Below are 24,552 nucleotides of genomic sequence, written 5' to 3'. Positions count from 1 at the left end.
TAAAGCAAAAGCGGTTCAAAATGGTAAAACTTTTACCAAATTGAACCGCTTGTTGTTTTAAGCGTTTAGACCTATTTTTTCTCTTCCTTAATCATATCTTCAGGAATGAAAGATTTTTGGACTTTTTCCATATGTGGAAGATGGTGAGCAATCCCTTTGTGGCAGTCGATACAAGTTTTGTTTTGCTCTTGTGCCAAAGCGTGCATTTGCTGTGCCACGGTTTTTTGTTGGGTGAAGTCCATATCATCAAAGTTGTGGCAGTTACGGCACTCTTTTGAATTGTTGGCTTTCATACGTGCCCATTCGCGTTCTGCCATTTCTAAGCGGTGTGCTTCGAATTTCTCTTTGGTGTCCACTTTACCTGTGATGTGTGCTAAAACTTCAGTAGAAGCTTGCATTTTACGGATCATTTTCGGTACAAATTCGTGTGGTACGTGGCAGTCTGAACAAACCGCTTTCACGCCAGAACGGTTGCTGAAGTGAATCGATGCTTGATATTCAGGCACAACATCGTTCATATGGCAATCAGAACAAAACTGCTCGGTGTTGGTCATTTCCATCCCTTTGTTAAAGCCAGCTGAGGCAATTAAGGTGCCGATGCCAATCACAAGAATAAGTGTGCCAAGGGCAAGTTTGCTTGGTGTACGTAACCAATGCCAGAATTTTTTAATCATCTTGTTGCTCCTTATTTACCTTGTGCCTGACGAATAGCGTCAAATTTGTTTTGAATAATTGGGTTTACGTTTGCTTGTTGCACGTGGCATTGTAAGCAGAAGTAACGACGTGGTGATGTACCTTCAGTGTGTTTGCCATCGCGATCTAAGAAATGGCTTTCTGGCACACGTGGTGCACCTGTAGTTGGGGCAACATCAGGTGAGTGGCAACCCAAACATTGGTTGGCGTTTTTCGTTACTTGTAAACCACGAATACTATGTGGCACAAGTGGCGGTTGATGTGGGAAGGTAATCGGAATATTGCCCACATCTTTAGGAGGGGAGGTAAAGGCTGGGGCGATGCTTTCTGTCGCACCTTCAATATTATTTGCCACTTTTGGGGCATCTGCTAAAGCCACACCCGAAAGTGCGACAAGCATTACAGCAAGGAATTTTTTCATAAATCACTCCATTACAATTTTACAAATTTTTAATGTTAATCTGCTTCTCAAACCGAGAACCAAATGCAAAAACATTTTCAGCGCAAACGTCAATACAACGTCCGCAAGTAATACAATCTTTTGCTAACACAATCGGGCTATCTTCAGGCTTGCCGTGCAAGGGAATGCGTAGCACTTGGGGTTCTGGACAAACGTTGTAGCAGTCCATACAACGGTCGCAACGAGCACGATCCACCACATTCACTTTCACTAAACTTTTCGCCCCGATCAGGCCATACATTGCCCCAATCGGGCAGAGATGACCGCACCAGCCGTGTTCAGCAACCAATAAATCGAACAGGAAAATCACCGTAACTAGCCAGAGGGTTGCTCCTAAACCGTAAACGAAAATCCGTCCTAATGCAGCAACAGGGTTAATCCACTCCCACAATAGCGAGCCTGTAAAGGCACTACCCACTAAAATCACACCTAGAATCACATAGCGTAATTCACGGGAAATTTTAAGCGATTGGCGAATCCCAAGTTTTCGGCGAAGCCACGCTGCAGCATCTGTAACCATATTCATTGGGCAAACCCAACTACAAAAGGCTTTGCTAGCCACCACCGCATAAAACAGCACGATAATGAATGCCCCGATGAGCGTTGTCATTTCAGGCAAATAGCCTGTGGCTAAACTTTCTGCGGTAATCAGTGGATCAGTAAGTGGTACAGTATCGAATAACATACTCGAGCTGTAATTACCTTTTAAGATCCAGAAATTCCACATTGGTCCGCTTAAAAACATCAAAATGATGCTGAGTTGGGTGATTCTGCGTAAAATCAAAAAGCGGTAAGCATGCCAACAACCGAGTTTTTGACGGGCTTCTAAGCCTGCATCTTTCGGTTTGTTTGGGGTATATTTTGGTGCAACTGCCATTATTTCACCCCCTTAATGTTTAAGTCCAAATCCGGGAAGTGCTCTGCTTCAGGTACCGTAGTTGAACTTGGCACATAATCCATAGAAGCTCGGTTTGGCGTTGCCACTTTCTGATTTGGCTTCACTTGCATTGGTTTATAGCTTGCTTCGCTCATCCCCTCTGGCATTCTTGCCTCAAATTGCGGACGCAGTCCATCAGGGTGTTGTGCCTCAATTAAAGATTTACCCGCATTCTGTTTCTCTTTCCAGCCTAAGCGGTAATGACGACCGAGTAAGCCTTTAGCGAGATCCATCGGCAACACTTTAATTGCCGCCTCTTCCAACACACACGCTTGTTCACATTTACCGCAGCCTGTGCAAGCATCAGAATGCACGGTTGGAATCAGTTTGGCATGAATGCCTGTGCGATCGTTATGGACATTCTCAAGCGTAATCGCCTTGTCAATCAGCGGACAAACTCGGTAGCACACGTCGCAACGCAAACCTTGCCAGTTGAGGCAGGTTTCGTGGTCAAGTAACACCGCCAAGCCCATACGGGCATCGTTGATATTTTTAAGCTCTTCGCTTAATGCACCACTCGGACAAGCATTCATACAAGGAATATCGGGACACATTTCGCAAGGCTTATCGCGTGCTACGAAATACGGCGTTCCTGCTTCCATCGGAGCAATCAGCGAAGCCAAGTGCAACATATCGTAAGGACATGCTTGCACGCACTGCCCACAACGGGTACAAGCCGCTAAGAACTCATTTTCAGGCAACGCTCCAGGAGGGCGAAGTGCCACGCCTTCTTTCGCTTTGGCTTGCTGCTGTTGTAGCCCTAAAATCACGCCAGCCCCACATACCCCAGCCGCAGTTCGTGTCACATTTTTCAAAAATTGACGGCGGTTTGGATCTAGTTTCATAGCGTTTCCTTTTTTCGTGGTTTTCAAGCGGTCGGATTTTGCAAAAGATTTGCAAATTTTGACCGCTTGGTCATAGATTCCCCTCTTTTCTAAAGATGGGGTATATTTACGCCTTAACCACTTTCACCGCACATTTTTTGTAGTCGGTTTCGCCTGAAATCGGGTCGGTTGCGTCTAAGGTTAATTTATTGGCTAACTGACCTGCATCGAAGAAGGTGGTGAAAATCAAACCTTCTGGACATTTGTTACGACCGCGAGTGTCTAAGTGCGAAATCATTTCACCGCGACGGGTAATGAGTTTCACTTTATCACCGTGACGTAAGCCACGTTTTTTCGCATCCGCTGGGTGCATCCACACTAAGTTATTTGGGAACGCACGGTGTAACTCTGGTACACGACGAGTCATGGTACCGGTATGCCAGTGCTCAAGTACACGACCAGTACATAACCATAATGGATATTCTTCATCCGGTGATTCTGCAGGTGCTTCATAAGGTACACCTAAGATAATTGCTTTTTTATCAGGATAGCCGTAGAACGCAACATCTTCACCTGCTTTAACATACGGGTCGAATCCTTCACGATAACGCCAGAGCGTTTCTTTACCATCTACTACTGGCCAACGTAAACCACGCACTTTATGATAAGTATCGAATGGTGCTAAGTCATGACCATGACCACGACCGAAGTCAGCGTATTCTTCGAATAAACCTTTTTGTAGGTAGTAACCAAAGTGATCGGCTTCATCATTGATGTATCCCGGAACATCTGTTGGTACTTTATATTTGTTTACTTCACCATTTTCGTAAAGCACTTCATATAAAGTTTTGCCACGATATTCAGGCATTTGAGCTAATAACTCTTCACCCCATACTTCATCCGTTTTGAAGTATTTAGCAAATTCAACAATTTGCCATAAGTCCGAACGAGACTCACCTGGGCCTTTCACTTGTTGACGCCATAATTGAGTACGACGTTCAGCGTTACCGTAGCCCCCTTCTTTTTCTACCCACATACAAGTTGGAAGAATTAAGTCAGCCGCAACAGCAGAAACTGATGGGTAAGGGTCTGAAACAACGATAAAGTTCTCAGGGTTACGCCAACCAGGGAAAATTTCGTCATTGATATTCGGGCCACCTTGCATGTTGTTGGTGGACATTTGCCATAAGAAATTTAGTTTACCGTCTTTTAAGGCGCGACTTTGTTGTACTGCTGCATAGCCTGGTACGGTTGGAATAGTGCCTTTTGGTAATTTCCATTTTTTCTCTGTAATTTCAACGTGTTTCGGATTGGTTACTACCATGTCCGCAGGTAAACGGTGAACGAAAGTACCTACTTCACGCGCTGTACCACAAGCTGAAGGTTGACCAGTTAATGAGAACGGACCACAACCTGGTTTAGAAATTTTACCGGTTAATAAGTGTACGTTATAGAACATGTGGTTAACCCATACACCACGAGTGTGTTGGTTAACGCCCATTGTCCAGTAAGATACTAAGTTTTGTTCTGGATCTGCGTACATCTTCGCAAGAGTTTCAAGCTGATCTTTTGGTACACCAGAAATACGGTGTGCTTCATCTAATGTATAAGGAGCAACGATTTTCTTGAATTCTTCGAAGTCAGAGTCATACATTTTACCTGCAGTTTTACGATTTTTCGCTGCAACTTCAAGTGGGTGTTCTGGACGTAAACCGTAACCGATATCGGTTTCACCACGTTTGAATTTGGTGTGTTTGTTAACAAAGTCCCAGTTCACTTTATCATTTTGGATAATGTAGTTTGCAATGTAGTTAAGAATTGCAAGATCTGAATGTGGATTAAATACGATAGGCACATCAGCTAATTCAAACGAACGGTGTTCGAATGTTGACATAACCACAACTTTCACATTATCAGAAGAAAGGCGACGGTCAGAAATACGAGACCATAAAATTGGGTGCATTTCCGCCATGTTTGAACCCCAAAGCACAAACGCATCGGTTTTTTCGATATCGTTATAGCAGCCCATAGGTTCGTCCATACCAAAGGTACGCATAAACGCAACCGCTGCTGATGCCATACAGTGACGAGCATTCGGGTCGATAGTATTTGAACGAAGACCAGCTTTCCAAAGTTTTACTTTTGCATAGCCTTCATAAATCGTTGTTTGGCCTGAAGAGAACATACCGACTGCATTCGGTTCTTTTTTCTTCAAGATAGCTTTGATTTTTTCCGCCATAATAGTGAAAGCCTGATCCCAAGTCACAGGCGTGAAGTCGCCCTCTTTATGGAATTTACCATCTTTCATACGCAATAAAGGCGTTTGTACACGGTCTGCACCGTACATAATTTTTGAAAGGAAGTAGCCTTTGATACAGTTCAACCCGCGGTTTACTTCTGCATCTGGGTCGCCTTGGGTTGCCACAACACGACCATCTTTGGTGCCTACCAATACGCTACAACCTGTTCCGCAGAAACGGCACGGGGCTTTGTCCCACTTAATGCCTATATCTTCCGCATAGACGTTTTTGACAGGAATTGTCATTCCTGCCGCTGCCGCTGCTGCCATCGCTGCATTGGCTTTCATAAAATCTCTACGATTGAGTTCCATCGTTTTTCCCCACGCTATTATTTTTCATCTAAATAATTTGAAATTAACGACACCACAATTACGCCTGAAATGTCTTTAATTTCATCCATTAAATCGGCAAGTGCTAATTGGCGATTGCTCTCAAGAGTGACCACCAACTTCCCTTCTTCGGGGTTTTCGCCGTGAATTTCCGCCGTTGGGATGGCTAAAATCTCGGCTTTCACTTGTTCTAATTTTTCTGGTCTGGCTTGCACCACAATGCTACACACATACCAATTTTCGTTTTCGCTAAATTGACTCATCAGAAATCACTAAAATTAAATACCACTAAGGCTAATCGCCTTGGTTGGACAAACGCTTAAACACGCCCCACAGCCGTTACAAGCGGTTAAATCTAAAGATAATGTTGCAATTCCGCCTAAACTTGGACGGAACCGAATCGCTCGCTCAGGGCAGTAATCACCACAGGAACGGCATTCAATTTTTTGTTGCAACAAACATTGCTCAGAAATTTCCACCTTATGCGACCAAGCCGCTTCGCTAGTTGGTAAGAAAACGGGTTCAGGACACACCTGCACGCATTTTTCGCAGAAGGTACACTCTTTGTCGCCAAGGGTAAAGTCTATCTCGGGAAAACCACCCGCCCCTCGCTTGATAATCTTGGTTTCACAAGCTGTCACACACTGGCCACAAGCGGTGCATTTTTCCAAGAAATTTGCCAAATCCGCCCAAGGTGGGCGGATTGCCTGATAACCTTGCAGTGCTACTTGTTCTGTTTTTAGCGTACTTAAAAATTGCCCACGCAGAAATGCACGGCGAGGCAAAGATTGATTGGTTAAATCACTCAAAACAGATTTTTCTCTTACAAAATATTGGATGGATATTATCCAACCTTTCCAATCTTTACCTTATTACCTAAAAGGGGTATTTGCAATGCTATTCCCACTTTTCTTGATACGCATCAAAGAACGATAGAGAAAATTTCGTTAAGAAGTTAAAATGTTGTTAATTATTTTTTAGCGAAGGAACTATGATGATACTCTTTTTTATCAGCTGCCTCATTCTTGGATTGATTGTAGGCTTTTTGGCTGGCTTATTTGGCATTGGCGGTGGTTTAATTATCGTGCCAACCTTGGTTTATCTCTTCCCTATGGTGGGCCTACCACCTGAACATTTGATGTCAGCAGCACTCGGCACATCTTTTGCGACGATTGTGATTACAGCATTTTCTTCAGCACAACGCCATCATAAATTGGGCAACGTTGATTTGAGTGTGGCGAAAGTACTGCTTCCTTCTATTATGATTTCCGTCTTTCTTTGTGGGCTGTTTATCAGCGGTTTAGATGCCCAACTAGCAAAGAAACTCTTTGCGGTGATGGTGGTCTATATGGCGGGCAGAATGATTTTCTCCTTGAAAAAAACAGGTAAAATTCGACCACTTACCCAGAAAAGTATGGTAATTGCAGGTGGTGTGATTGGTGCACTTTCAAGCATTGCGGGCATTGGCGGTGGAGGTTTTATCGTGCCGTTTTTAAATGGTCGCGGTGTGGAGATGAAAACCGCAATCGGTACTTCCTCTTTCTGCGGGGCGTTTTTAGGCTTAGCGGGGATGCTTAGTTTTATCGCCAGCGGTTGGAATGTACCTGATTTGCCCGAATTTTCACTTGGTTATGTCTATTTACCTGCATTGGTTGGCATTACGTTAACGTCGTTTTTTACCTCAAAACTTGGAGCCAATGCGGCAAATAGCCTGCCTGTACCTATCCTCAAAAAAGGTTTTGCTTGCTTATTACTTGCGATGGCAGTGAAGATATTTTTGAGTTAGTTATTTACTGGGTTTCCTAAGAAATCCCGTTTTTACATACGAGGTAGGTTGGCTTCTGCCAAATCTCCCCACCCCCTCTTTACTAAAGAGAGGAAATATTTGAGAATTTTTATTACACGAAAATTCAAAAAGGAACTCTATGAACTCACAATTTTTAACTTTCCCACAAATCGATCCGATTATTTTCAGCATCGGTCCAATTTCATTGCGTTGGTACGGTTTAATGTACCTCATCGGCTTTGGTTTTGCTTATTGGCTTGGTATGCGTCGGGCAAAAAATTCGCACGGCGTTTGGACAAGCGAAAATGTCGATCAACTGCTTTACACAGGCTTTTGGGGCGTAGTATTGGGCGGTCGTATTGGCGATGTATTCTTTTACAGCTTCGATCACTTCTTACAAGATCCGCTCTATCTTTTCCGCATTTGGGAAGGTGGGATGTCATTCCACGGTGGTTTGATTGGCGTGATTGTCGCAATGATTTGGGTTTCCCGCCGCCAAGCTCGCTCATTCTGGCAAACGGCTGATTTTGTTGCACCCCTTATTCCGTTTGGATTAGGGGCTGGGCGAATTGGGAACTTTATCAACGACGAACTTTGGGGCAGAGTGACAGACGTGCCTTGGGCGGTGATGTTCCCAAACGGTGGTTATTTACCACGTCACCCTTCACAGCTTTATGAGTTTTTCCTAGAAGGCATAGTATTGTTTGTGATGCTCAATCTGTTTATCCGCAAACCACGCCCAGCGGGTTCGGTTGCCGGCTTATTCCTGATTGGCTATGGCGTGTTCCGTTTCTTGGTGGAATATGTGCGCGATTTCGATCCAACGGTAAACACCGCAGCTGACTTAATCACCCGCGGTCAGTTGTTATCACTCCCGATGATTATTGGTGGGATTGTGATTATGCTTTGGGCGTATAAACGCAAAACAGTATAAATACAAATAATATGAGTAGGCGAGTTAATTCTCGCCTGCAAAACTGATTAAAAAACAACCTCTCCGCATCCTTATTTTTCCCCATCTTTTATTCACTACATAAGATCTTGTTTTCATTGACCTTTTTGATGTGCTTGCAAAGTTACTCTAAGTTATTCACTCACTTTTTGAATTTTTATCACATTTTTATCCACAACTGATGGGGATAATTTTTCTACTGGTATGAATAAAGCTGAAAATTATGTTTTGAAAACAAAGATAAATGGATAGTTATCCAGATGCTTTCTATTTTCTGTTCAAAAATGAAGATCCATACAGTGATAAAAATAAACCAAAAGATCGATATTTTCTCTATTTCTAAAGTCAATGAAATAGCGGATTTACCTCATTTATCATCTGCTTTTTCACAAGGATCTTAAAAGTTATCCACAACTTTATCCGCAATTTGTTTTAGGCTTGTCTAAATGGGCTATTTATGAAACAATCTCTCCATTTTTTAATAAGAAATAGGGAATGAAGTGATCGATTCCGATGGTTATCGCCCGAATGTGGGTATCGTCATCTGTAATAAGTACGGGCAGGTTCTCTGGGCAAAACGGTTTGGGCAAAATTCGTGGCAGTTTCCGCAAGGAGGCATTAACGAAGGCGAAAACATCGAAACAGCGATGTACCGTGAGCTTTTTGAAGAAGTCGGCTTAACCAGAAAAGATGTGCGAGTGATTTGGGCATCAAAATATTGGCTGAAATATAAACTGCCAAGACGCTTAGTGCGTGAAAATTCGGGCAATCAGCCCGTTTGCATTGGGCAAAAGCAGCGTTGGTTTTTGTTGCAATTTATTGGCGATGAGGCGAGCATCAATCTCAAAACCACCAAATCGCCTGAATTTGATGGCTGGCGCTGGGTGAGCTTTTGGTATCCTGTCCGTCAAGTTGTCTCGTTTAAGCGCGATGTTTATCGCAAAGCAATGAAAGAGTTTGCCAGCATTTTGCTAAACGAGCCTTTTATGAAGCTGAAAGAAGAGAAACCACGAGAAGAGAAGCCAAAAGAAAAAGCCCATTTGCAAGAAAATACGAAAAAAGCACCGCTTGTAGTCTATAAGCCAAAGTCTGACAAGCCTGCTCATTTCAAATATAAAAAACACAAAGGTGCTCGACCTAAAGGGTATCGGAAATAACTTATCAAATGGCATAAAAAAATCGGGGCGAATATTCGCCTCGATTTTTTATTACTTTAGAAACAAACTAACAGGTTCCCCAAAGATCGTATTCATCTGCATTGGTAATGGTTACAGAAATAATCTGCCCCACTTGAACCGGTTGGTTTGAAAGATTATCGACATACACCACGCCATCAATTTCAGGTGCATCTGCCATTGAGCGGCCGATAATGCCTTCTTCGTCAATTTCATCGACAATGACTGCAAGGGTTTTGCCAATTTTTTGTTGTAATCGACCGCTTGAAATTTCTTGCTGTAACTGCATAAAGCGGTGGAAACGCTCTTCTTTTACCTCTTCTGGCACTTGGTCTGCCATATCGGTTGCAGGTGCGCCTTCCACAGGGCTAAATTTAAAGCAGCCTACACGGTCGAGCTGTGCTTCTTTTAAGAAATCCAACAACATTTGGAAATCTTCTTCCGTTTCGCCAGGGAAGCCAATGATAAAGGTTGAACGAAGTGTCAATTCTGGGCAGATCTCACGCCATTTTTTGATACGTTCAAGCGTGCGTTCAATCGAACCAGGGCGTTTCATCGCTTTTAAGATTTTTGGGCTGGCGTGTTGGAGTGGAATATCCAAATACGGCAGAATTTTGCCCTGCGCCATTAACGGAATTAAATTATCCACGTGCGGATAAGGGTAAACGTAGTGCAAACGCACCCAAACGCCTAATGAGCCGAGTTGTTCACATAGGCTCATTAAATCATTTTTAATCGGCATTCCGTTCCAGAAAACCGTTTTTGTGCCCTCTTCTTTTTTCTTGTCTAAGGCATAAGCCGAAGTATCTTGCGAAACGACTAAAATCTCTTTCACACCCGCATCGACAAGGCGTTTGGCTTCGTCTAAAACTTGCACGATAGAACGGCTATCTAAATCGCCACGCATTGAAGGAATAATGCAGAAGGTACAACGATGGTCGCAACCTTCGGAGATTTTCAGATAAGCGTAATGCTTCGGTGTGAGTTTCACCCCTTGTTTTGGCACTAAACTCACGTATGGGTTATATTCTGGTTTCGGCACATATTTGTGCACGTGTTTCATTACCGCCTCATAGCTGTGCGGGCCTGTGATTTCTAGCACTTTTGGATGCACTTCACGGATCTGATTTTCTTTCGCACCAAGACAGCCTGTGACGATCACTTTGCCGTTCGCTTCTAAGGCTTCGCCAATGCTTTCAAGCGATTCTTGTACCGCACTATCAATAAATCCGCAGGTGTTCACAATGACTAAATCTGCACCTTCATAGCTAGAAATAATGTTATAACCGTCTGAACGAAGTTCAGTCAAAATACGCTCGGAGTCCACTAAGTTTTTCGGACAGCCAAGACTAATAAAACCAATATTGGGGGTTGAGTTCATCATAAATAATAGGTTAATCAATTAAAAAAAGACCACCGCAAAAGCAGTGGCAAGAAATAGGCAAATATTATACAAAACAAGCGGTCAAATTTCATAAAAATTTTGCAAATTCGTTTGAATTCTCTGTTAAAAGTCACGCAAACGTTTGCTGTGGATTATCTGTCAAATTTTTGTGGCTATTTTATTAGTTTTGTATAAAAATCCGACTTTGTCAGTGTGAAATATCTCCATTTTAAAATGTCAACTTTGTCAAGTTTTGTAGTAAATGCTCGTAAAATAGTTGTCTTTTGTATGGAAAGTGTAAATTCCTGGCGAACTGTTTGATTTCCATCAAATTTCATTTGGAATAGATGTGAATTTTTGGCATAATTCTCGGGATTATCTTGTAGATAACTTAACTTAAATTTAATTTTAACAAACTACTTTCACATTTCGATGGAAAAGTAGTTCTTTTTTCTTAAAGGGCTTATATATGAACAAAATTTTCCGTGTAGTGTGGAACCAAGCAACGCAATCTTGGGTAGCGGTTTCAGAGCTAACCAAAGCGCATAAAAAACAAAGTTCATCAAATTCACAAGGAAGTACGGTTAAATTTTCAGGGAATTTTATTAAATCTTCAGCCATCGCATTGTCGCTATTAAGTGGTCATTCGGCTTATGCTGCCGTCAATGTTCCTGGTACAGGTCATGATACCAGTGTCGCTTGGGGGGCATCGTCAAATGCTTCAGGAAATAATGCAGTGGCGCTAGGTAGAAAAGCACAAGCCACAGGGGATAGTGCAATTGCAGTAGGAATTGACTCTAAAGCATCAGGAGCTTCGGCAGAGGCAATTGGTGTTGGAGCTAATGCGACTGGTGATAGATCTGTGGCGATAGGGAATCAGGGGAAAGCAGAAGGAATTGAAGCGGTAGCGATTGGTAAAGGAGCGAATGCTAGTAAAGCTAGTGCCGTTGCTCTTGGTCAAGGAGCGCAAGCCACAGGGAATCGTGCCAGTGCGATAGGTCAAAACTCTAAAGCAACCCAAGATGATACGATTGCCTTAGGCACAAATTCAAAATCTACAAATACATATACGGTAGCTCTTGGTAGAAATACAGACGCGGCTGGGCAGCGCTCGATGGCATTTGGTAATGAAGCAAAGGCTACTGCGAATGATACAATTGCTTTTGGTTCATCTAGCGAAGCAAAGAAAAATAACGATATTATCATTGGTAAAGAAGCCAAAAGCCGTGATGAAGGGGGCGGACATAGTATTGCCATAGGCTATAATTCCACAGCAGGTTCTACTAAAGTAGGAGCAGCTACTGATGTAACAAGTACAAATACAAATGCTGCTGCAGGTGGCGTGGCGATCGGGGTATCATCTTATACGGGGGTCAATAGAAATAATGCTGCTATTAACTCTTCAGTAGCTATTGGTGCTGGTGCTGGTGCGGGGTTTCGTGCGATTAATGCAGACGGCATACCAACGGGCAATGGTACTGATCCTGATGATAATGCAACTGTACTAGCTAAGGCTTTTGGTAACACATCGACAGAAGCAGGAAACAAGGATGCAGCAAATCGATTTGACTATAAAGGAGTAGATATTAATGAAGGTACTGCGGTTGGCCGTAATACCCGTGCTATCGGGGACCAAGCGGTAGCCTTAGGTGCTCAGTCGATAGCTGGTCAAGGTGCGATTGCCATTGGGGGTAATGATATTACTCAATTTGCGAATGCTAGATATTTTACGTCAAATAGAGATAATTTTGGCGTGGCAGACGTGTCTGATCATGATCAAAGTGGAACGTTAGCTAGTAAAAACATTAGTCAAAAGTACCAAGAACTTGTTGGGGCTGCGTTAAATACAGCATATCAAGCTACATATGCGCAAAATGGATCTACTGTCATTGGTATGCAAGCTCATTCTACTACTCCATTGGGGGTTGCTATCGGTACGAATGCGTTAGTTCGTAAGGGAGCCTATGGTGCCACGGCTATTGGATCTGGTTCTGCTATACAAGCAAATGCGGAAGCTGCAGTAGCCATTGGTATGGGTTCTTGGGTAAATGGCAAGTTTGGCGTAGCTGCAGGTACTGCTTCAAGGGCAGAGCAATCCGCGGTAGCTGTTGGTTATAAGGCAAATGCTGATAAATCTGCGGTAGCTGTCGGTGATAGTTCTAAGGCTACAAACTCTTCTGTTGCAGTCGGTCAGTTAGCACAAGCAACGAAAGAGGCTGATATTGCAGTTGGTCAAGGGGCGAAAGCGTCTGGTAATCAGGGTGCGATTGCCATGGGCTTGGGCACCAATGCGCAAGGTGATTCCTCTATTATGATTGGCGGCTCAGATATTTCATCGGCTGCTAATCAAAGAACAGAGTTTGAAAAAGCAACTGGCGGCATAACCGCTAAAAGCGTAACCGAGAAAATTAACGGTAAAGACGTTACCCGTAATTATACTTTTGCTGAAACAACAACGACTCCAGGAACCATCGCTGAGGCATATAAGGAGCTAACAGGCCTCGATATGGATGTATCCACCCTTGACTTTGCCGATGCGAAAAATAAAAACGGCCATGCTTCAACTTCTTTGGGTGTTCATGCATTATCAAAAGGAAATTTGGCAACGGCCATCGGTGCGGGTGCACGGGCTGATGCTATCGGTTCTCTGGCATTAGGTACCGGAGCACATGCGACTAAACAAAATGCGGTAGCAATCGGTACAGGCTCTACAACCGCGTTGGTGGGTACGCGCCAATTAAGCGTGAACTACGACAGCGACGGCAATATTGTTTCCGATAACGACAAAGACAAGATTGCTTACACATTTAAATGGGCGGGTGGTACCAATACCTCTGAAGGCGACGTAGTATCCTTCGGTAGCTCTGGCGCAGAACGTCAATTGAAAAACGTGGCAGCCGGTCGTGTAGCTGAAGACTCTACAGATGCTATCAATGGTTCTCAGTTGAACTCTATCACCAAAAAAATTGCAGCAGGTTTTAACACAAGCGGTAATGAAGTAGCGGGATCTTCAGGTGTATTTACATCTAAAAAAGCAAATGCGGATTCAGCGAAAAAAGATTATGAAACTGCAATCCGTTCGGATGACAAAGTCCAACTCCAAGTCGGCAACAACTTGAAGTTAGACCGTGATGAAACCGTATCTGAAGTTGATGTTCCGGATGATTTTGATAAAACCAAAACAGTTAAAAAGAAAATCAGAAAAGCCGATTTTGCCTACAGCCTGAACCCTGTATTAACCAACCTGACCAGCGCAGAGTTTATCGGTACGGGTACAGATGCACCGACAACCAAGCTGACTAACGACGGCGTAACTATTACTCCGAAAACTGCAGGCAAGAAACCCGTTTCATTAACTCAAAACGGTTTAGACAACGGCGGTAATCCGATTACCGACGTAGCCGGCAACCTTGACGGTGCGAAAACAGGTACAAATGCACCGACAACCAATTCAACTAAACCAGCAACACTTAATAACAGCAACGCCGCAACCGTAGGCGATGTATTGAATGCAGGCTGGAACTTGCAAGAAAAAGGTACGGCAAAAGATTTTGTTACCGCTTATGACACCGTTAATTTTGTTGACGGAGACGGCACAAGTGTATCTGTTACTACAAATACAGACGGCAAAACCAGCACAATCAAATACAGTGCAAACCTTGGCGATGGTTTGGAAAAAGATGCTACGACCAATAAAATCAAGGTAAAAGCAGCAGATAAGTCTTTAGAAGTAACAAATGACGGCGTTAAAGTAAAAGCTGCCGACAACACCCTTACAACCGATGACAACGGCTTAAAAGTTAATACTGGTACAATTAATCCTGTTGACTCAGGAGATAAAGCTGGAACCGTAGCGGTTAATACTGATGACGCTGGTAAAATCGCAACGGTAGATACGGTTGTAAACGCTGTGAACAACGCGGCTTGGAATGCAACTGCTGCAAAAACCAATGATGGCGAAAATGGCGGTACAGTTAAAAAACAAGCGGTTAAAGCAGGCGATACAGTAACCTTCGAAGCCGATAAAAACATCAAGATTGCTCAAACTGACGGTAAATTCACATTCTCGACAAAAGATAATGTTGAGTTCACAACTGTAAAAGTGGGTGATACCACAAATGGTAAAAAACCGGTTGAGTTAAAAAATGGTGATGTGATTACTGCAAATAATAATCCAGAACAGCCAACAACAGCATTGAACGTGTCTTCAGACGGCAAACCGACCCAGATTACGGGTGTAGGTTCCGTATTGAATACAACCCCTGTTGCAACAACGCCAGATGGTAGTGCTCCGACAACACAGCCTAATGTTGTCAACTTAGGTACGGCTCACGGTCAAACACCATTGTCTCCTAATGTTTTGAACTCTGCTGCAACTGTTAGAGATTTGGCGAACATGGGCTGGAAAGTCTCATCAGATAAAGCGACTGGGGCAGACGGCAAAGACTACAGTGATGTTGTGAGAAATGCGGACGAAGTGAAATTCGTCGGCAAAAACGCAGCTAAAGTATCGGGTAAAACCGAGAACGGCGTGCGCACTATTACCGTTGATGTGGAAGTGCCGGAAACAAAAACTGCCGAACTAGTTTCAAGCAAAGACGGCTCTGTTATTGCGCCGTCAACTAATCCTGAGCTTCAAAAAGCATTAAAAGATGCAAAAGACGAGTTGGCTAAATTGCCTAAAGATGCGTCAGATGAACAGAAGAAAGAGGCTGAGAATAAAGTAAAAGCTGCCGAAACAGAATTAAACAAAGCTTTAGATAACAAAGGTGTTGCTACGGCTAAAAACGTTGCGGATATGATTAACGCATCCGGCTTTACGCTGAAAACTTCCGCAACTGCCGATGGTAAGAAAGAATCCGGCGACGATGAAGTCATCAACCCGGGCAAAGCCGTTGAAATGGTGGCAGGTAAAAACTTAACCGTGAAACAGGAAGCTAATGGTAAAGTGACCTATGCAACCAAAGACAACGTTGAATTTACTTCTGTCAAAGTGGGTGATACCCAAAACGGTAAAGCACCGGTTAATTTCACAACCGAAGCTGCCAGCCCAGCAAGCAACAACGGAGCGGACAAAACTCCGACAACGGCGTTGAACGTCTCTTCAGACGGCAAACCGACCCAGATTACAGGTGTGGGCTCTACTCTGAACGTGAAACCTGTGGATACCAACACAAACGGTACGCCGACAGCCGATGCAGACAAACCAAATCTGGTTGACTTAGTGGGACCAAAAGATGCACCGGTGAATAAAAACGCTGCTGCAACCGTAGGCGACCTGCAAAATATGGGTTGGGTGGTATCAACCAAAGAAGGCAATGGCTACAACGATGTGGTGAAAAATGCCAACCAAGTAGACTTTGTGGGTAAAAATGGCATTACAGTAACAGGCGAAACCAAAGATGGTATTCGTACTATTACTGTTGAAGCGGCACAAACTCCGGTGGTTTATACCAATAAGGCTGGTGACAAGCTGGTTAAAGTTGGCGATAAATTCTATAAAACTGATGAAAATGGTAAACCGACAGCTACAGAAGTGCCTAAAGAAGACGTAATTGCCTCCATGAACAATGGCGATAACACTGCAAACAACCCTATGCACTTGTCAAACATCGGTAGCAACCTGCCGACGGTAAACGATACAACCAAACAGGCATTTGACCCGAACAGCACAACGCCAAAAGCTGACAAAAACAACAAGTCTGCGCCGATGACGGCAGCTGAAGCAGCTGAGTTGTTGAATCCTACAACAGCAGATGGTAAAGCCAATCCTAAATTTGCGGGCAACAATGCGGCAACTGTTTCCGACGTGTTGAATGCGGGTTGGAATTTGCAAAACAACGGCGAAGCTCGTGACTTTGTGAAACCTTACGACACGGTGAATTTTGTAGATGGAATCAATACCAAAGCGGTAGTGACTACGGATGCAGAAGGAAAAGTAAGTAATGTACAAATAGATGTAAAAGACTTACCGATCGCATATACAAATGAAGCTGGAGATAAAGTAGTTAAAGCAGCAGATGGAAAATATTACAAAGAAAGCGATTTAGCTGGAAAAGTATATGATCCAAAAACTAAGCAGTTTAAAAATGCAGATGGAACAGCATTGAATGAGCAACCAACAGAAGTAGCTGGAGATACTGTAAAAACTAATTTAGTAAATCCAAATGCAGAAGCAAACAAAGCTGGCAATGCAACACAATTAGGAAATGTTGCAAGCGGTGCAAATACGTTTGCTCCAGTAGAGGACAAGAAATTAGGAAATGATGGTAAATGGTATCCAGCTGATCAAGTTGAGCCTAATGGTCAACCTAAGAAAGATGCATCTCCAGTAGCTGTACCAAATAATATTGGTAAAGCAGGTTTAATTGATTTTAGTCAGTCTAATCCTAACAATGCAGCGACTGTAGGAGATTTACAAAACTTAGGTTGGGTAGTATCTGCAAAAGGTAATGACTACTCAGATCAAGTACGTAATGCAAATGAGGTGAAATTTGTAGGTGAAGGCACAGCTTCAGTAACGGGTAAAACAGATGAGAATGGTGTTCGCACGATTACTGTGAAAGTAGATGACCAAGTATCTACAAATAATGCACAAGTGCCTGTAAATTACACAACAGCAGATGGTACTAAAGTGTATCCAGTGAAGGATGAAAAAGGTAATGTAACATATCACACAACGCCAGATGGAAAAGGTAAGGGAGATACAGAGATACCAAAAGGTAATGTAATTACATCAATCAATGGTCCAGAGGGTACAACAGCACCAACAATATTATCTAATGTAGCAGGCAACTTAGATGGAGCTAAAAAAGATACAAAAGCGCCAACTACTGAACATGGTCCTGTAAATACAACAGATAAAAATGCTGTTAACTATGTAAATCCTAACAATGCGGCTACTGTAGGTGACGTATTAAATGCAGGTTGGAACTTGCAAAACAACGGCGATGCTCGTGACTTTGTGAAACCTTACGACACAGTGAATTTTGTAGATGGAATCAATACCAAAGCGGTAGTGACTACGGATGCAGAAGGAAAAGTAAGTAATGTACAAATAGATGTAAAAGACTTACCGATCGCATATACAAATGAAGCTGGAGATAAAGTAGTTAAAGCAGCAGATGGAAAATATTACAAAGAAAGCGATTTAGCTGGAAAAGTATATGATCCAAAAACTAAGCAGTTTAAAAATGCAGATGGAACAGCATTGAATGAGCAACCAACAGAAGTAGCTGGAGATACTGTAAAAACTAATTTAGTAAATCCAAATGCAGAAGCAAACAAAGCTGGCAATGCAACACAATTAGGAAATGTTGCAAGCGGTGCAAATACGTTTGCTCCAGTAGAGGACAAGAAATTAGGAAATGATGGTAAATGGTATCCAGCTGATCAAGTTGAGCCTAATGGTCAACCTAAGAAAGATGCATCTCCAGTAGCTGTACCAAATAATATTGGTAAAGCAGGTTTAATTGATTTTAGTCAGTCTAATCCTAACAATGCAGCGACTGTAGGAGATTTACAAAACTTAGGTTGGGTAGTATCTGCAAAAGGTAATGACTACTCAGATCAAGTACGTAATGCAAATGAGGTGAAATTTGTAGGTGAAGGCACAGCTTCAGTAACGGGTAAAACAGATGAGAATGGTGTTCGCACGATTACTGTGAAAGTAGATGACCAAGTATCTACAAATAATGCACAAGTGCCTGTAAATTACACAACAGCAGATGGTACTAAAGTGTATCCAGTGAAGGATGAAAAAGGTAATGTAACATATCACACAACGCCAGATGGAAAAGGTAAGGGAGATACAGAGATACCAAAAGGTAATGTAATTACATCAATCAATGGTCCAGAGGGTACAACAGCACCAACAATATTATCTAATGTAGCAGGCAACTTAGATGGAGCTAAAAAAGATACAAAAGCGCCAACTACTGAACATGGTCCTGTAAATACAACAGATAAAAATGCTGTTAACTATGTAAATCCTAACAATGCGGCTACTGTAGGCGATGTATTGAATGCAGGTTGGAACTTACAAAACAACGGCGACGCTCGTGACTTTGTGAAACCTTACGATACCGTGAACTTCATCAACGGCAAAGGCACAAAAGCAGTTGTTGAAACAGCAGACAACCTGACCAGCACCGTGAAGTTTGATGTGGATGCGGGTGAAATTACTGCGGACGAAACCAAACCTGGTGCGGTAAAAGGTCCTAACACAACAGGAAAAAACCCGGCAGAATTAGCGAAAAACTTAGCAGATGCTCAAAAAGCAGTAGATGATTTAGCGAAAGATCCATCAGCTACAAAAGATGCTAAACAAAAAGCTCAAGATGCCCTTAAAGCAGCCCAAGATGCGGCAGCTCCATTGAACAAAGTGGCGACTGCTCAAAACGTTGCGGATATGATTAACAAATCTGGCTTTACACTGAAAGCGGATAAAACTGAGGGAGACAATTTAACTGCGGCTGATTTAGCAAACGGTGAGATGATCAACCCAGGCGATACCATTACTATGAAAGCAGGCAAAAATATGTCTGTGAAACATGAGAAAGATGGTTCGATTACCTATGCAACCAAAGACGAAGTTGAGTTCAATACAGTTAAAGTAGGTAATCCTAATACTTACGTTGATAACAACGGCAAGCCGTTGGTGAAAGTAGGCGATAACTACTACAAACCAGAACAGCTTGAAAATGGTAAGCCAAAAAATGGCGAAATGCCTGTAGATCCAGCTACGGTGAAAAACCAAGTTGCTCCAGTAAATATGAAAACTGAAGCAGCAACACCAGCGAATAACAATGTTGGTAAAGATGGCAATTCTACACAGCCAACAACAGCATTGAATTTTACATCTGGTGAAGGCGACAACGCGAAACCAACGCAGTTGAAAGGTGTGGGTTCAGTGTTAGATACAAAAGCACAGCCGACATCAACAGGTAAACAAGGAGATACTCCAGCAACAGCGGGCAACCAAAACTTAGTGAACCTTGGTAACAATCCAATTACAGGTAAATCTGACCTTGCACCTGAGATTTTGAACTCAGCGGCAACCGTAGGCGATTTGGCGAACATGGGCTGGATTGTTGGTGCGCCTGAAAATGGTTATGTAGATACTGTGAAAAATGCAAATAAAGTAGACTTTAAAGGCGAAAACGGTATTTCTGTAACGGGTAAAACTAATGATAAGGGCGTTCGTGAAATCACCATCTCTGTTGCTGAAGGTAAAGTAACAAATGATGTGAAGGTTACTAAAGCTGATGGCACAGTTATAGATGGTGTAAAAGGTCCTGATGGTAAACTTTATAAGAAAGGTCCCGATGGTAAGCCAGATACTTCTAAAGAAATTACTCTTGCTGAAGGAGATAAGGTTAACAACGAAGGTTCTAAATTTGTAAGTGGTAACGCTGTCGCTACAGCAATCCAAGAGTCTGGTTGGAATGTTGGTTTGGCTGATTCATCTAAAGCTAATGAAGCATTTAATGATGATAGTAAAGCGTTATCAGCAAATAAACTTGAGAAAGTCAATCCAAATGACAATGTTCGTTTTGCTGATGGTAAAGGTACAAAAGCAGCTGTTGCGACTGTTGAGCGTGTTGATGAGTTCGGCAAGAAAGTGACTGATACTTATGTGAAGTTTGATGTGGATGCGGGTGAAATTACTGCGGACACGACCAAACCTGGTATGGTAAAAGGCCCTGTTACTGCAGATGAAGCGAAGAAACTGGCAGATGATCTGAAGAAAGCCGAACAGGCAGTAAAAGATTTGCCTGCGGATGCAACCCCGGAAGCGAAAAAAGCTGCCCAAGATGCACTTAAAGTAGCCCAAGATGCGGCAGCTCCGTTGAACAAAGTGGCAACCGCACAAAATGTTGCTGAGGCTATCAACAATTCAGGTTGGAGAACAAACTCTACCACTGCAACTGGTGGCGCAAAAGATACGCTAATCAATCCAGGTAAGGCTGTGAACTTTGAATCTGGTAAAAATATGGAAGTGGCACAAACTGTCGATAAAGATGGCAATGTGGCATATACCTATGCAACCAAAGACGATGTTCAATTCAATAGCGTACAGTTTGGAGATGCTAATGGACCTAAGATCACAAACAATGGTGGTAACATCAATGTAAGTGGTGCAGATGGTAAAGCACCAACTAAGATTACAGGTGTTGCTGCGGGTGATATTTCACCAAATAGCACAGATGCCGTAAATGGTGCACAAGTCTATGCATTAAGCCGTGGTAATGTACCAAATGTGAAGAACATTACAGTTGATGGTAAAGAGTATAAGAATGTCATTGTTGATGAGAACGGTACTCCAATCTTGAAGACTTATAATGTTCAAGGTCAAAAAGAGATTATTACTAACTCTGTTGTTGAAGCAATCCACAATATGAATGAGCAAGGTATTAAGTTCTTCCATTCAAATGATGGAATTGAACGTCCTAAACAAGAGCAAACAAATAGTTTTGACTCAAGTGCAAGTGGTAAATTTGCAACAGCGATTGGTTCTAAATCAAGTGCTGAAGGTACAAATGCTGTCGCAATTGGCTTTAATTCTGTTGTAACGGGTAATGATTCAATCAGTATTGGTACAGGTAACCGTGTGACAGGTAATAATTCTGGTGCATTTGGTGACCCAAGCACAGTAAGCGGCCAAGGAAGCTATTCTGTGGGTAACAATAATACCGTGGCGACGAATGATACCTTCGTACTTGGTAATAAAGTTACTCAGACAGTTGAAAACTCCGTTATCTTAGGTACAAAATCAACTGCAACAGCGGGTGATGGCTCTGCAACAGGTACTTTAAACAACATCAAACAAGATGGCACTAAAGGTACAAGCACAACAGCAGGCTCGAAAGGTACTGTGAAACAAGCTATCGTAGGCAATATGGTTTACGGCGGCTTTGAAGGTGCAACCGCTGATGGCGTAGTTTCTGTTGGTGCAGCAGGTAATGAGCGTCGTATTCAAAACGTAGCAGCAGGTGAAATCTCTGCAACTTCAACGGATGCGATTAACGGTAGCCAGTTGTACTCAGTGGCTCAAGGCGTAGGTAACCGTTTAGGTGACTTAAATAATAAGATCAACCGTAACAATAAAAACTTACGTGCTGGTATCGCAGGTGCGAACGCAGCAGCAGGCTTACCACAAGTTTACATTCCAGGTAAATCAATGGTGGCAGCATCTGCGGGTACTTACAAAGGTCAATCTGCATTGGCGGTAGGTTACTCAAGAGCATCAGACAACGGTAAACTTATCTTGAAACTTCAAGGTAATGCGAATACCCGTGGCGATGTTGGTGGCTCTGTAGGTGTAGGCTATCAATGGTAATTAAAGTGATGGTGGGTTAACGCCCACCTATATCTCAAAATGAAAAACCCCCTCTCCGAAAGGATTGGGGGTTTGTTTTATTCAGTGTTTTCCTTATTTATAAAATTCTTGCAAAAATTCACCGCTTATCGTTTCTCTAAAAATCCTTCTAGCCAACGTTCCGCCGTTTCATCGTGTTCAAAATTAGTCACGGTATCAATACGCTCAGAATCGCACACCTGCGCTGCACCTTTGGCTTTTAAGGCATTTTCTACAATATCCACCGCGTGGCAGAAGGTGTCGTAGTCGGAACTGCCTAAACCCACCACACCAAATTTCATCTGACTAAGATCAAGCGGTTGATTTTCGAGTGCTTCAAACAAAGGGCGGATGTTGTCTGGAAGTTCACCTGCGCCGTGGGTGGAGGTAACTACAATCAAGGTTTGTTGTGATTGAATATCGGAAAGCTCAGCGTTGTTAAACAGCTTAACCTCAAAACCTTTAGCGGTTAAACAACTTTCGAGATGATCGGCAACATATTCCGCACCGCCTAGGGTACTGCCTGTGATAATGCAAATGGATTGGGTCATAAATTTTCCTTTGAATGATATTCGTAGGGGAGGGGTTTACCCCTCCCTTTTCTTATAAATAAAGGACAGGGATAAACCCTGTCCCTACGAGTGAATTTGATTAGAAATGAGATTTGAAAAGAAGTTGGCGGAAGGTCATGGGAGTCGAACCCACCCGAGAACGCTGGCGTCCTCAACAGGATTTGAAGTCCTGCCACCTCACCGGAGATGACCACCTTCCGTTTTAAAAGTAGCTATATTCTACTTTATTTATTAGAATTATCCAACGTTTAGATTTTGGATTTTTCCTTATGCAACAGTTATTTCGTCAACTTCCATCGGTTGATAAGCTTTTAAAGCAACCACAAGCGGTCGATTTTATTCAACAATTTGGACATCAAGCAGTCGTCGAACAACTTCGTAAATTGGTTGAACGTGCCCGCCAACATATTCAGCAACATCAAGTATTACCTGATTTCCTTGCTGATGAAACTGCACTTTTTGCCGAGCTTTCCCTGCAGCTTACTCAGCTACAACAGGTTCAACTTCGCCCTGTGTTTAACTTAACGGGCACGGTGTTGCACACTAATTTGGGGCGGGGATTATGGTCAGAGGCGGCAATGCAAGCGGCAACCTGTGCGATGCAAAATAATGTGGCGTTGGAGTTTGATATTGATGAAGGTAGAAGATCGCATCGTGATCTTTATATTTCTGAGCTAGTTGCCAAGATCACAGGTGCAGAAGCGGCTTGCGTGGTGAATAACAATGCGGCGGCGGTATTGTTGATGTTGGCGACTTTTGCGAAGGATAAAGAGGTGATCGTTTCTCGCGGCGAGTTAGTCGAAATTGGCGGTGCGTTTCGCATTCCTGATATTATGTTGCAAGCGGGCTGCAAGTTGGTAGAAGTGGGCACAACCAACCGCACGCATCTCAAGGATTATCGTAACGCAATCAATGAAAACACCGCTTTTTTGATGAAGGTGCATACCAGCAATTACCACATTGAAGGCTTTACCAGTTCCGTGCTAGAGGAAGAATTAGTCGCACTTGGCAAAGAGTTTGGCTTGCCAGTAATAAGCGATTTGGGCAGCGGTTCACTGACCGATATGGCATCGCTTGGTTTACCTGCCGAACCGATGGTGCAACAGAAAGTTGCGGCAGGCGTGGATTTGGTTTCCTTCTCGGGCGATAAGCTCTTAGGCGGGCCGCAAGCGGGCATTATTGTGGGTAAAAAAGTGTGGATTGACGAGCTGCAAGCCCATCCGCTCAAGCGAGTGTTGCGTTGCGATAAAGTGATTTTATCTGCGTTGGAGGCAACCCTTCGCCAATATCTTTTACCTGAAAAATTGTCTGAAACTTTACCGACTTTGAATTTACTCACGCAATCGGTTGATTTGCTGAAAATTCGAGCAGAAGAGCTCAAAGAAGTATTAGGCAAGCGGTTAAATTCACGCTATATTTTGCAAGTTGAGCCAAGCCTTGCCCAGATTGGCAGTGGGGCTTTGCCAACGGAAAAACTTCCCTCTGTTGCTGTTACAATCGAGAGTGAAAAACAGAGCGATTTATTAGCATTAGAGCAACGGTTTAAACAATTACCAACCCCGATTATCGGGCGTTTTGCCGATAAAAAATTTTGGTTGGATTTGCGTTCTGTGGCTCAATTTGAACCGCTGATTGAGATGCTGTCTTTTAATACTCCCCTCTTTAGCAAAGAGGGGCAGGGGGAGATTTGGAAGAAATGAAAACGGAGTTCATCTGAGAATTGAACATCGTTATCAAATCTCCCCTAACCCCTCTTTTCTAAAGAGGGGGATTTTTTTATT

14 protein-coding genes and 1 tRNA gene are annotated in these 24,552 nt (G+C 43.0%); 5 read left to right on the top strand and 10 right to left on the bottom strand.

The window, feature by feature from the left end; genetic code table 11:
- Nucleotides 1–71: 71 nt before the first annotated feature.
- From DPV92_RS07945 to napF, 7 genes are all read right to left on the bottom strand, one after another.
- Nucleotides 72–674 carry a NapC/NirT family cytochrome c gene (locus DPV92_RS07945; RefSeq protein ID WP_111354408.1) on the bottom strand — a complete coding sequence of 201 codons (603 nt, stop codon included), beginning with the start codon at nucleotides 672–674 and terminating at the stop codon, nucleotides 72–74.
- 11 nt (nucleotides 675–685) lie between these two features.
- Nucleotides 686–1,114, bottom strand: coding sequence for a nitrate reductase cytochrome c-type subunit (locus DPV92_RS07940; RefSeq protein WP_111354407.1), 429 nt, complete (start codon nucleotides 1,112–1,114; stop codon nucleotides 686–688).
- Nucleotides 1,115–1,133: 19 nt separating this feature from the next.
- Complete coding sequence (gene napH / locus DPV92_RS07935) at nucleotides 1,134–2,030, bottom strand: quinol dehydrogenase ferredoxin subunit NapH (RefSeq protein ID WP_111354406.1); 897 nt, start codon at nucleotides 2,028–2,030, stop codon at nucleotides 1,134–1,136.
- On the bottom strand, nucleotides 2,030–2,935 hold the full coding sequence (gene napG / locus DPV92_RS07930) for a ferredoxin-type protein NapG (protein ID WP_111354405.1): 906 nt from the start codon (nucleotides 2,933–2,935) through the stop codon (nucleotides 2,030–2,032). The genes napH and napG overlap by 1 nt, the downstream gene beginning before the upstream one ends.
- A gap of 106 nt (nucleotides 2,936–3,041) precedes the next feature.
- The gene (napA, locus tag DPV92_RS07925; protein ID WP_111354404.1) at nucleotides 3,042–5,525 is read right to left on the bottom strand and encodes a nitrate reductase catalytic subunit NapA; all 2,484 of its coding nucleotides are present in this window, start codon (nucleotides 5,523–5,525) and stop codon (nucleotides 3,042–3,044) included.
- A gap of 17 nt (nucleotides 5,526–5,542) precedes the next feature.
- Complete coding sequence (locus DPV92_RS07920; protein WP_111354403.1) at nucleotides 5,543–5,806, bottom strand: chaperone NapD; 264 nt, start codon at nucleotides 5,804–5,806, stop codon at nucleotides 5,543–5,545.
- Nucleotides 5,807–5,821: 15 nt separating this feature from the next.
- Nucleotides 5,822–6,352, bottom strand: coding sequence for a ferredoxin-type protein NapF (gene napF, locus DPV92_RS07915; RefSeq protein WP_111354402.1), 531 nt, complete (start codon nucleotides 6,350–6,352; stop codon nucleotides 5,822–5,824).
- A 185-nt stretch (nucleotides 6,353–6,537) separates the two neighbouring features.
- On the opposite strand from napF, the gene DPV92_RS07910 reads away from it, so the two are divergent.
- The 3 genes from DPV92_RS07910 to rppH all read left to right on the top strand — a co-directional run bounded on the left by DPV92_RS07910 (nucleotide 6,538) and on the right by rppH (nucleotide 9,438).
- On the top strand, nucleotides 6,538–7,329 hold the full coding sequence (locus tag DPV92_RS07910) for a sulfite exporter TauE/SafE family protein (protein WP_111354401.1): 792 nt from the start codon (nucleotides 6,538–6,540) through the stop codon (nucleotides 7,327–7,329).
- A 139-nt stretch (nucleotides 7,330–7,468) separates the two neighbouring features.
- Nucleotides 7,469–8,263 carry a prolipoprotein diacylglyceryl transferase gene (lgt, locus tag DPV92_RS07905; protein WP_111354400.1) on the top strand — a complete coding sequence of 265 codons (795 nt, stop codon included), beginning with the start codon at nucleotides 7,469–7,471 and terminating at the stop codon, nucleotides 8,261–8,263.
- Nucleotides 8,264–8,781: 518 nt separating this feature from the next.
- Nucleotides 8,782–9,438, top strand: a complete 657-nt coding sequence (rppH, locus tag DPV92_RS07900; RefSeq protein ID WP_111354399.1) for an RNA pyrophosphohydrolase — start codon at nucleotides 8,782–8,784, stop codon at nucleotides 9,436–9,438.
- Between the two features lie 67 nt (nucleotides 9,439–9,505).
- On the opposite strand, the gene rimO is transcribed toward rppH, so the two are convergent.
- Nucleotides 9,506–10,837 (bottom strand): 30S ribosomal protein S12 methylthiotransferase RimO, encoded by a 1,332-nt coding sequence (gene rimO, locus DPV92_RS07895; protein WP_111354447.1) that lies wholly within the window; start codon nucleotides 10,835–10,837, stop codon nucleotides 9,506–9,508.
- 472 nt (nucleotides 10,838–11,309) lie between these two features.
- Between rimO and DPV92_RS07890 the strand changes: the two genes are divergently transcribed.
- Entirely contained in the window at nucleotides 11,310–22,181 is a 10,872-nt protein-coding gene (locus DPV92_RS07890) for a YadA-like family protein (RefSeq protein WP_111354398.1), read from the top strand.
- Nucleotides 22,182–22,306: 125 nt separating this feature from the next.
- Here the strand turns inward: DPV92_RS07890 and mioC are convergent, their stop codons facing one another.
- Both mioC and DPV92_RS07880 read right to left on the bottom strand, forming a co-directional pair.
- A complete protein-coding gene (gene mioC, locus DPV92_RS07885; protein WP_111354397.1) occupies nucleotides 22,307–22,750 on the bottom strand; it encodes an FMN-binding protein MioC in 444 nt (147 codons plus the stop codon).
- 125 nt (nucleotides 22,751–22,875) lie between these two features.
- Nucleotides 22,876–22,970, bottom strand: a tRNA-Sec gene (locus DPV92_RS07880).
- Nucleotides 22,971–23,040: 70 nt separating this feature from the next.
- Between DPV92_RS07880 and selA the strand changes: the two genes are divergently transcribed.
- On the top strand, nucleotides 23,041–24,471 hold the full coding sequence (gene selA / locus DPV92_RS07875; protein ID WP_111354396.1) for an L-seryl-tRNA(Sec) selenium transferase: 1,431 nt from the start codon (nucleotides 23,041–23,043) through the stop codon (nucleotides 24,469–24,471).
- The last annotated feature ends 81 nt before the right edge of the window (nucleotides 24,472–24,552 follow it).

This window comes from Pseudohaemophilus paraphrohaemolyticus, from assembly GCF_003253115.1.
Taxonomy (GTDB): Bacteria; Pseudomonadota; Gammaproteobacteria; order Enterobacterales; family Pasteurellaceae; genus Haemophilus_A; species Haemophilus_A paraphrohaemolyticus_A.
This window is presented reverse-complemented; position numbering and strand designations above follow the sequence as displayed.

What these genes read in the sequence shown, in the direction of transcription:
- DPV92_RS07945 (WP_111354408.1), bottom strand. Translation starts at nt 674, where the DNA reads ATGATTAAAAAATTCTGGCATTGGTTACGTACACCAAGCAAACTTGCC.
- DPV92_RS07940 (WP_111354407.1), bottom strand. Translation starts at nt 1,114, where the DNA reads ATGAAAAAATTCCTTGCTGTAATGCTTGTCGCACTTTCGGGTGTGGCT.
- napH (WP_111354406.1), bottom strand. Translation starts at nt 2,030, where the DNA reads ATGGCAGTTGCACCAAAATATACCCCAAACAAACCGAAAGATGCAGGC.
- napG (WP_111354405.1), bottom strand. Translation starts at nt 2,935, where the DNA reads ATGAAACTAGATCCAAACCGCCGTCAATTTTTGAAAAATGTGACACGA.
- napA (WP_111354404.1), bottom strand. Translation starts at nt 5,525, where the DNA reads ATGGAACTCAATCGTAGAGATTTTATGAAAGCCAATGCAGCGATGGCA.
- DPV92_RS07920 (WP_111354403.1), bottom strand. Translation starts at nt 5,806, where the DNA reads ATGAGTCAATTTAGCGAAAACGAAAATTGGTATGTGTGTAGCATTGTG.
- DPV92_RS07910 (WP_111354401.1), top strand. Translation starts at nt 6,538, where the DNA reads ATGATACTCTTTTTTATCAGCTGCCTCATTCTTGGATTGATTGTAGGC.
- lgt (WP_111354400.1), top strand. Translation starts at nt 7,469, where the DNA reads ATGAACTCACAATTTTTAACTTTCCCACAAATCGATCCGATTATTTTC.
- rimO (WP_111354447.1), bottom strand. Translation starts at nt 10,837, where the DNA reads ATGAACTCAACCCCCAATATTGGTTTTATTAGTCTTGGCTGTCCGAAA.
- DPV92_RS07890 (WP_111354398.1), top strand. Translation starts at nt 11,310, where the DNA reads ATGAACAAAATTTTCCGTGTAGTGTGGAACCAAGCAACGCAATCTTGG.
- mioC (WP_111354397.1), bottom strand. Translation starts at nt 22,750, where the DNA reads ATGACCCAATCCATTTGCATTATCACAGGCAGTACCCTAGGCGGTGCG.
- selA (WP_111354396.1), top strand. Translation starts at nt 23,041, where the DNA reads ATGCAACAGTTATTTCGTCAACTTCCATCGGTTGATAAGCTTTTAAAG.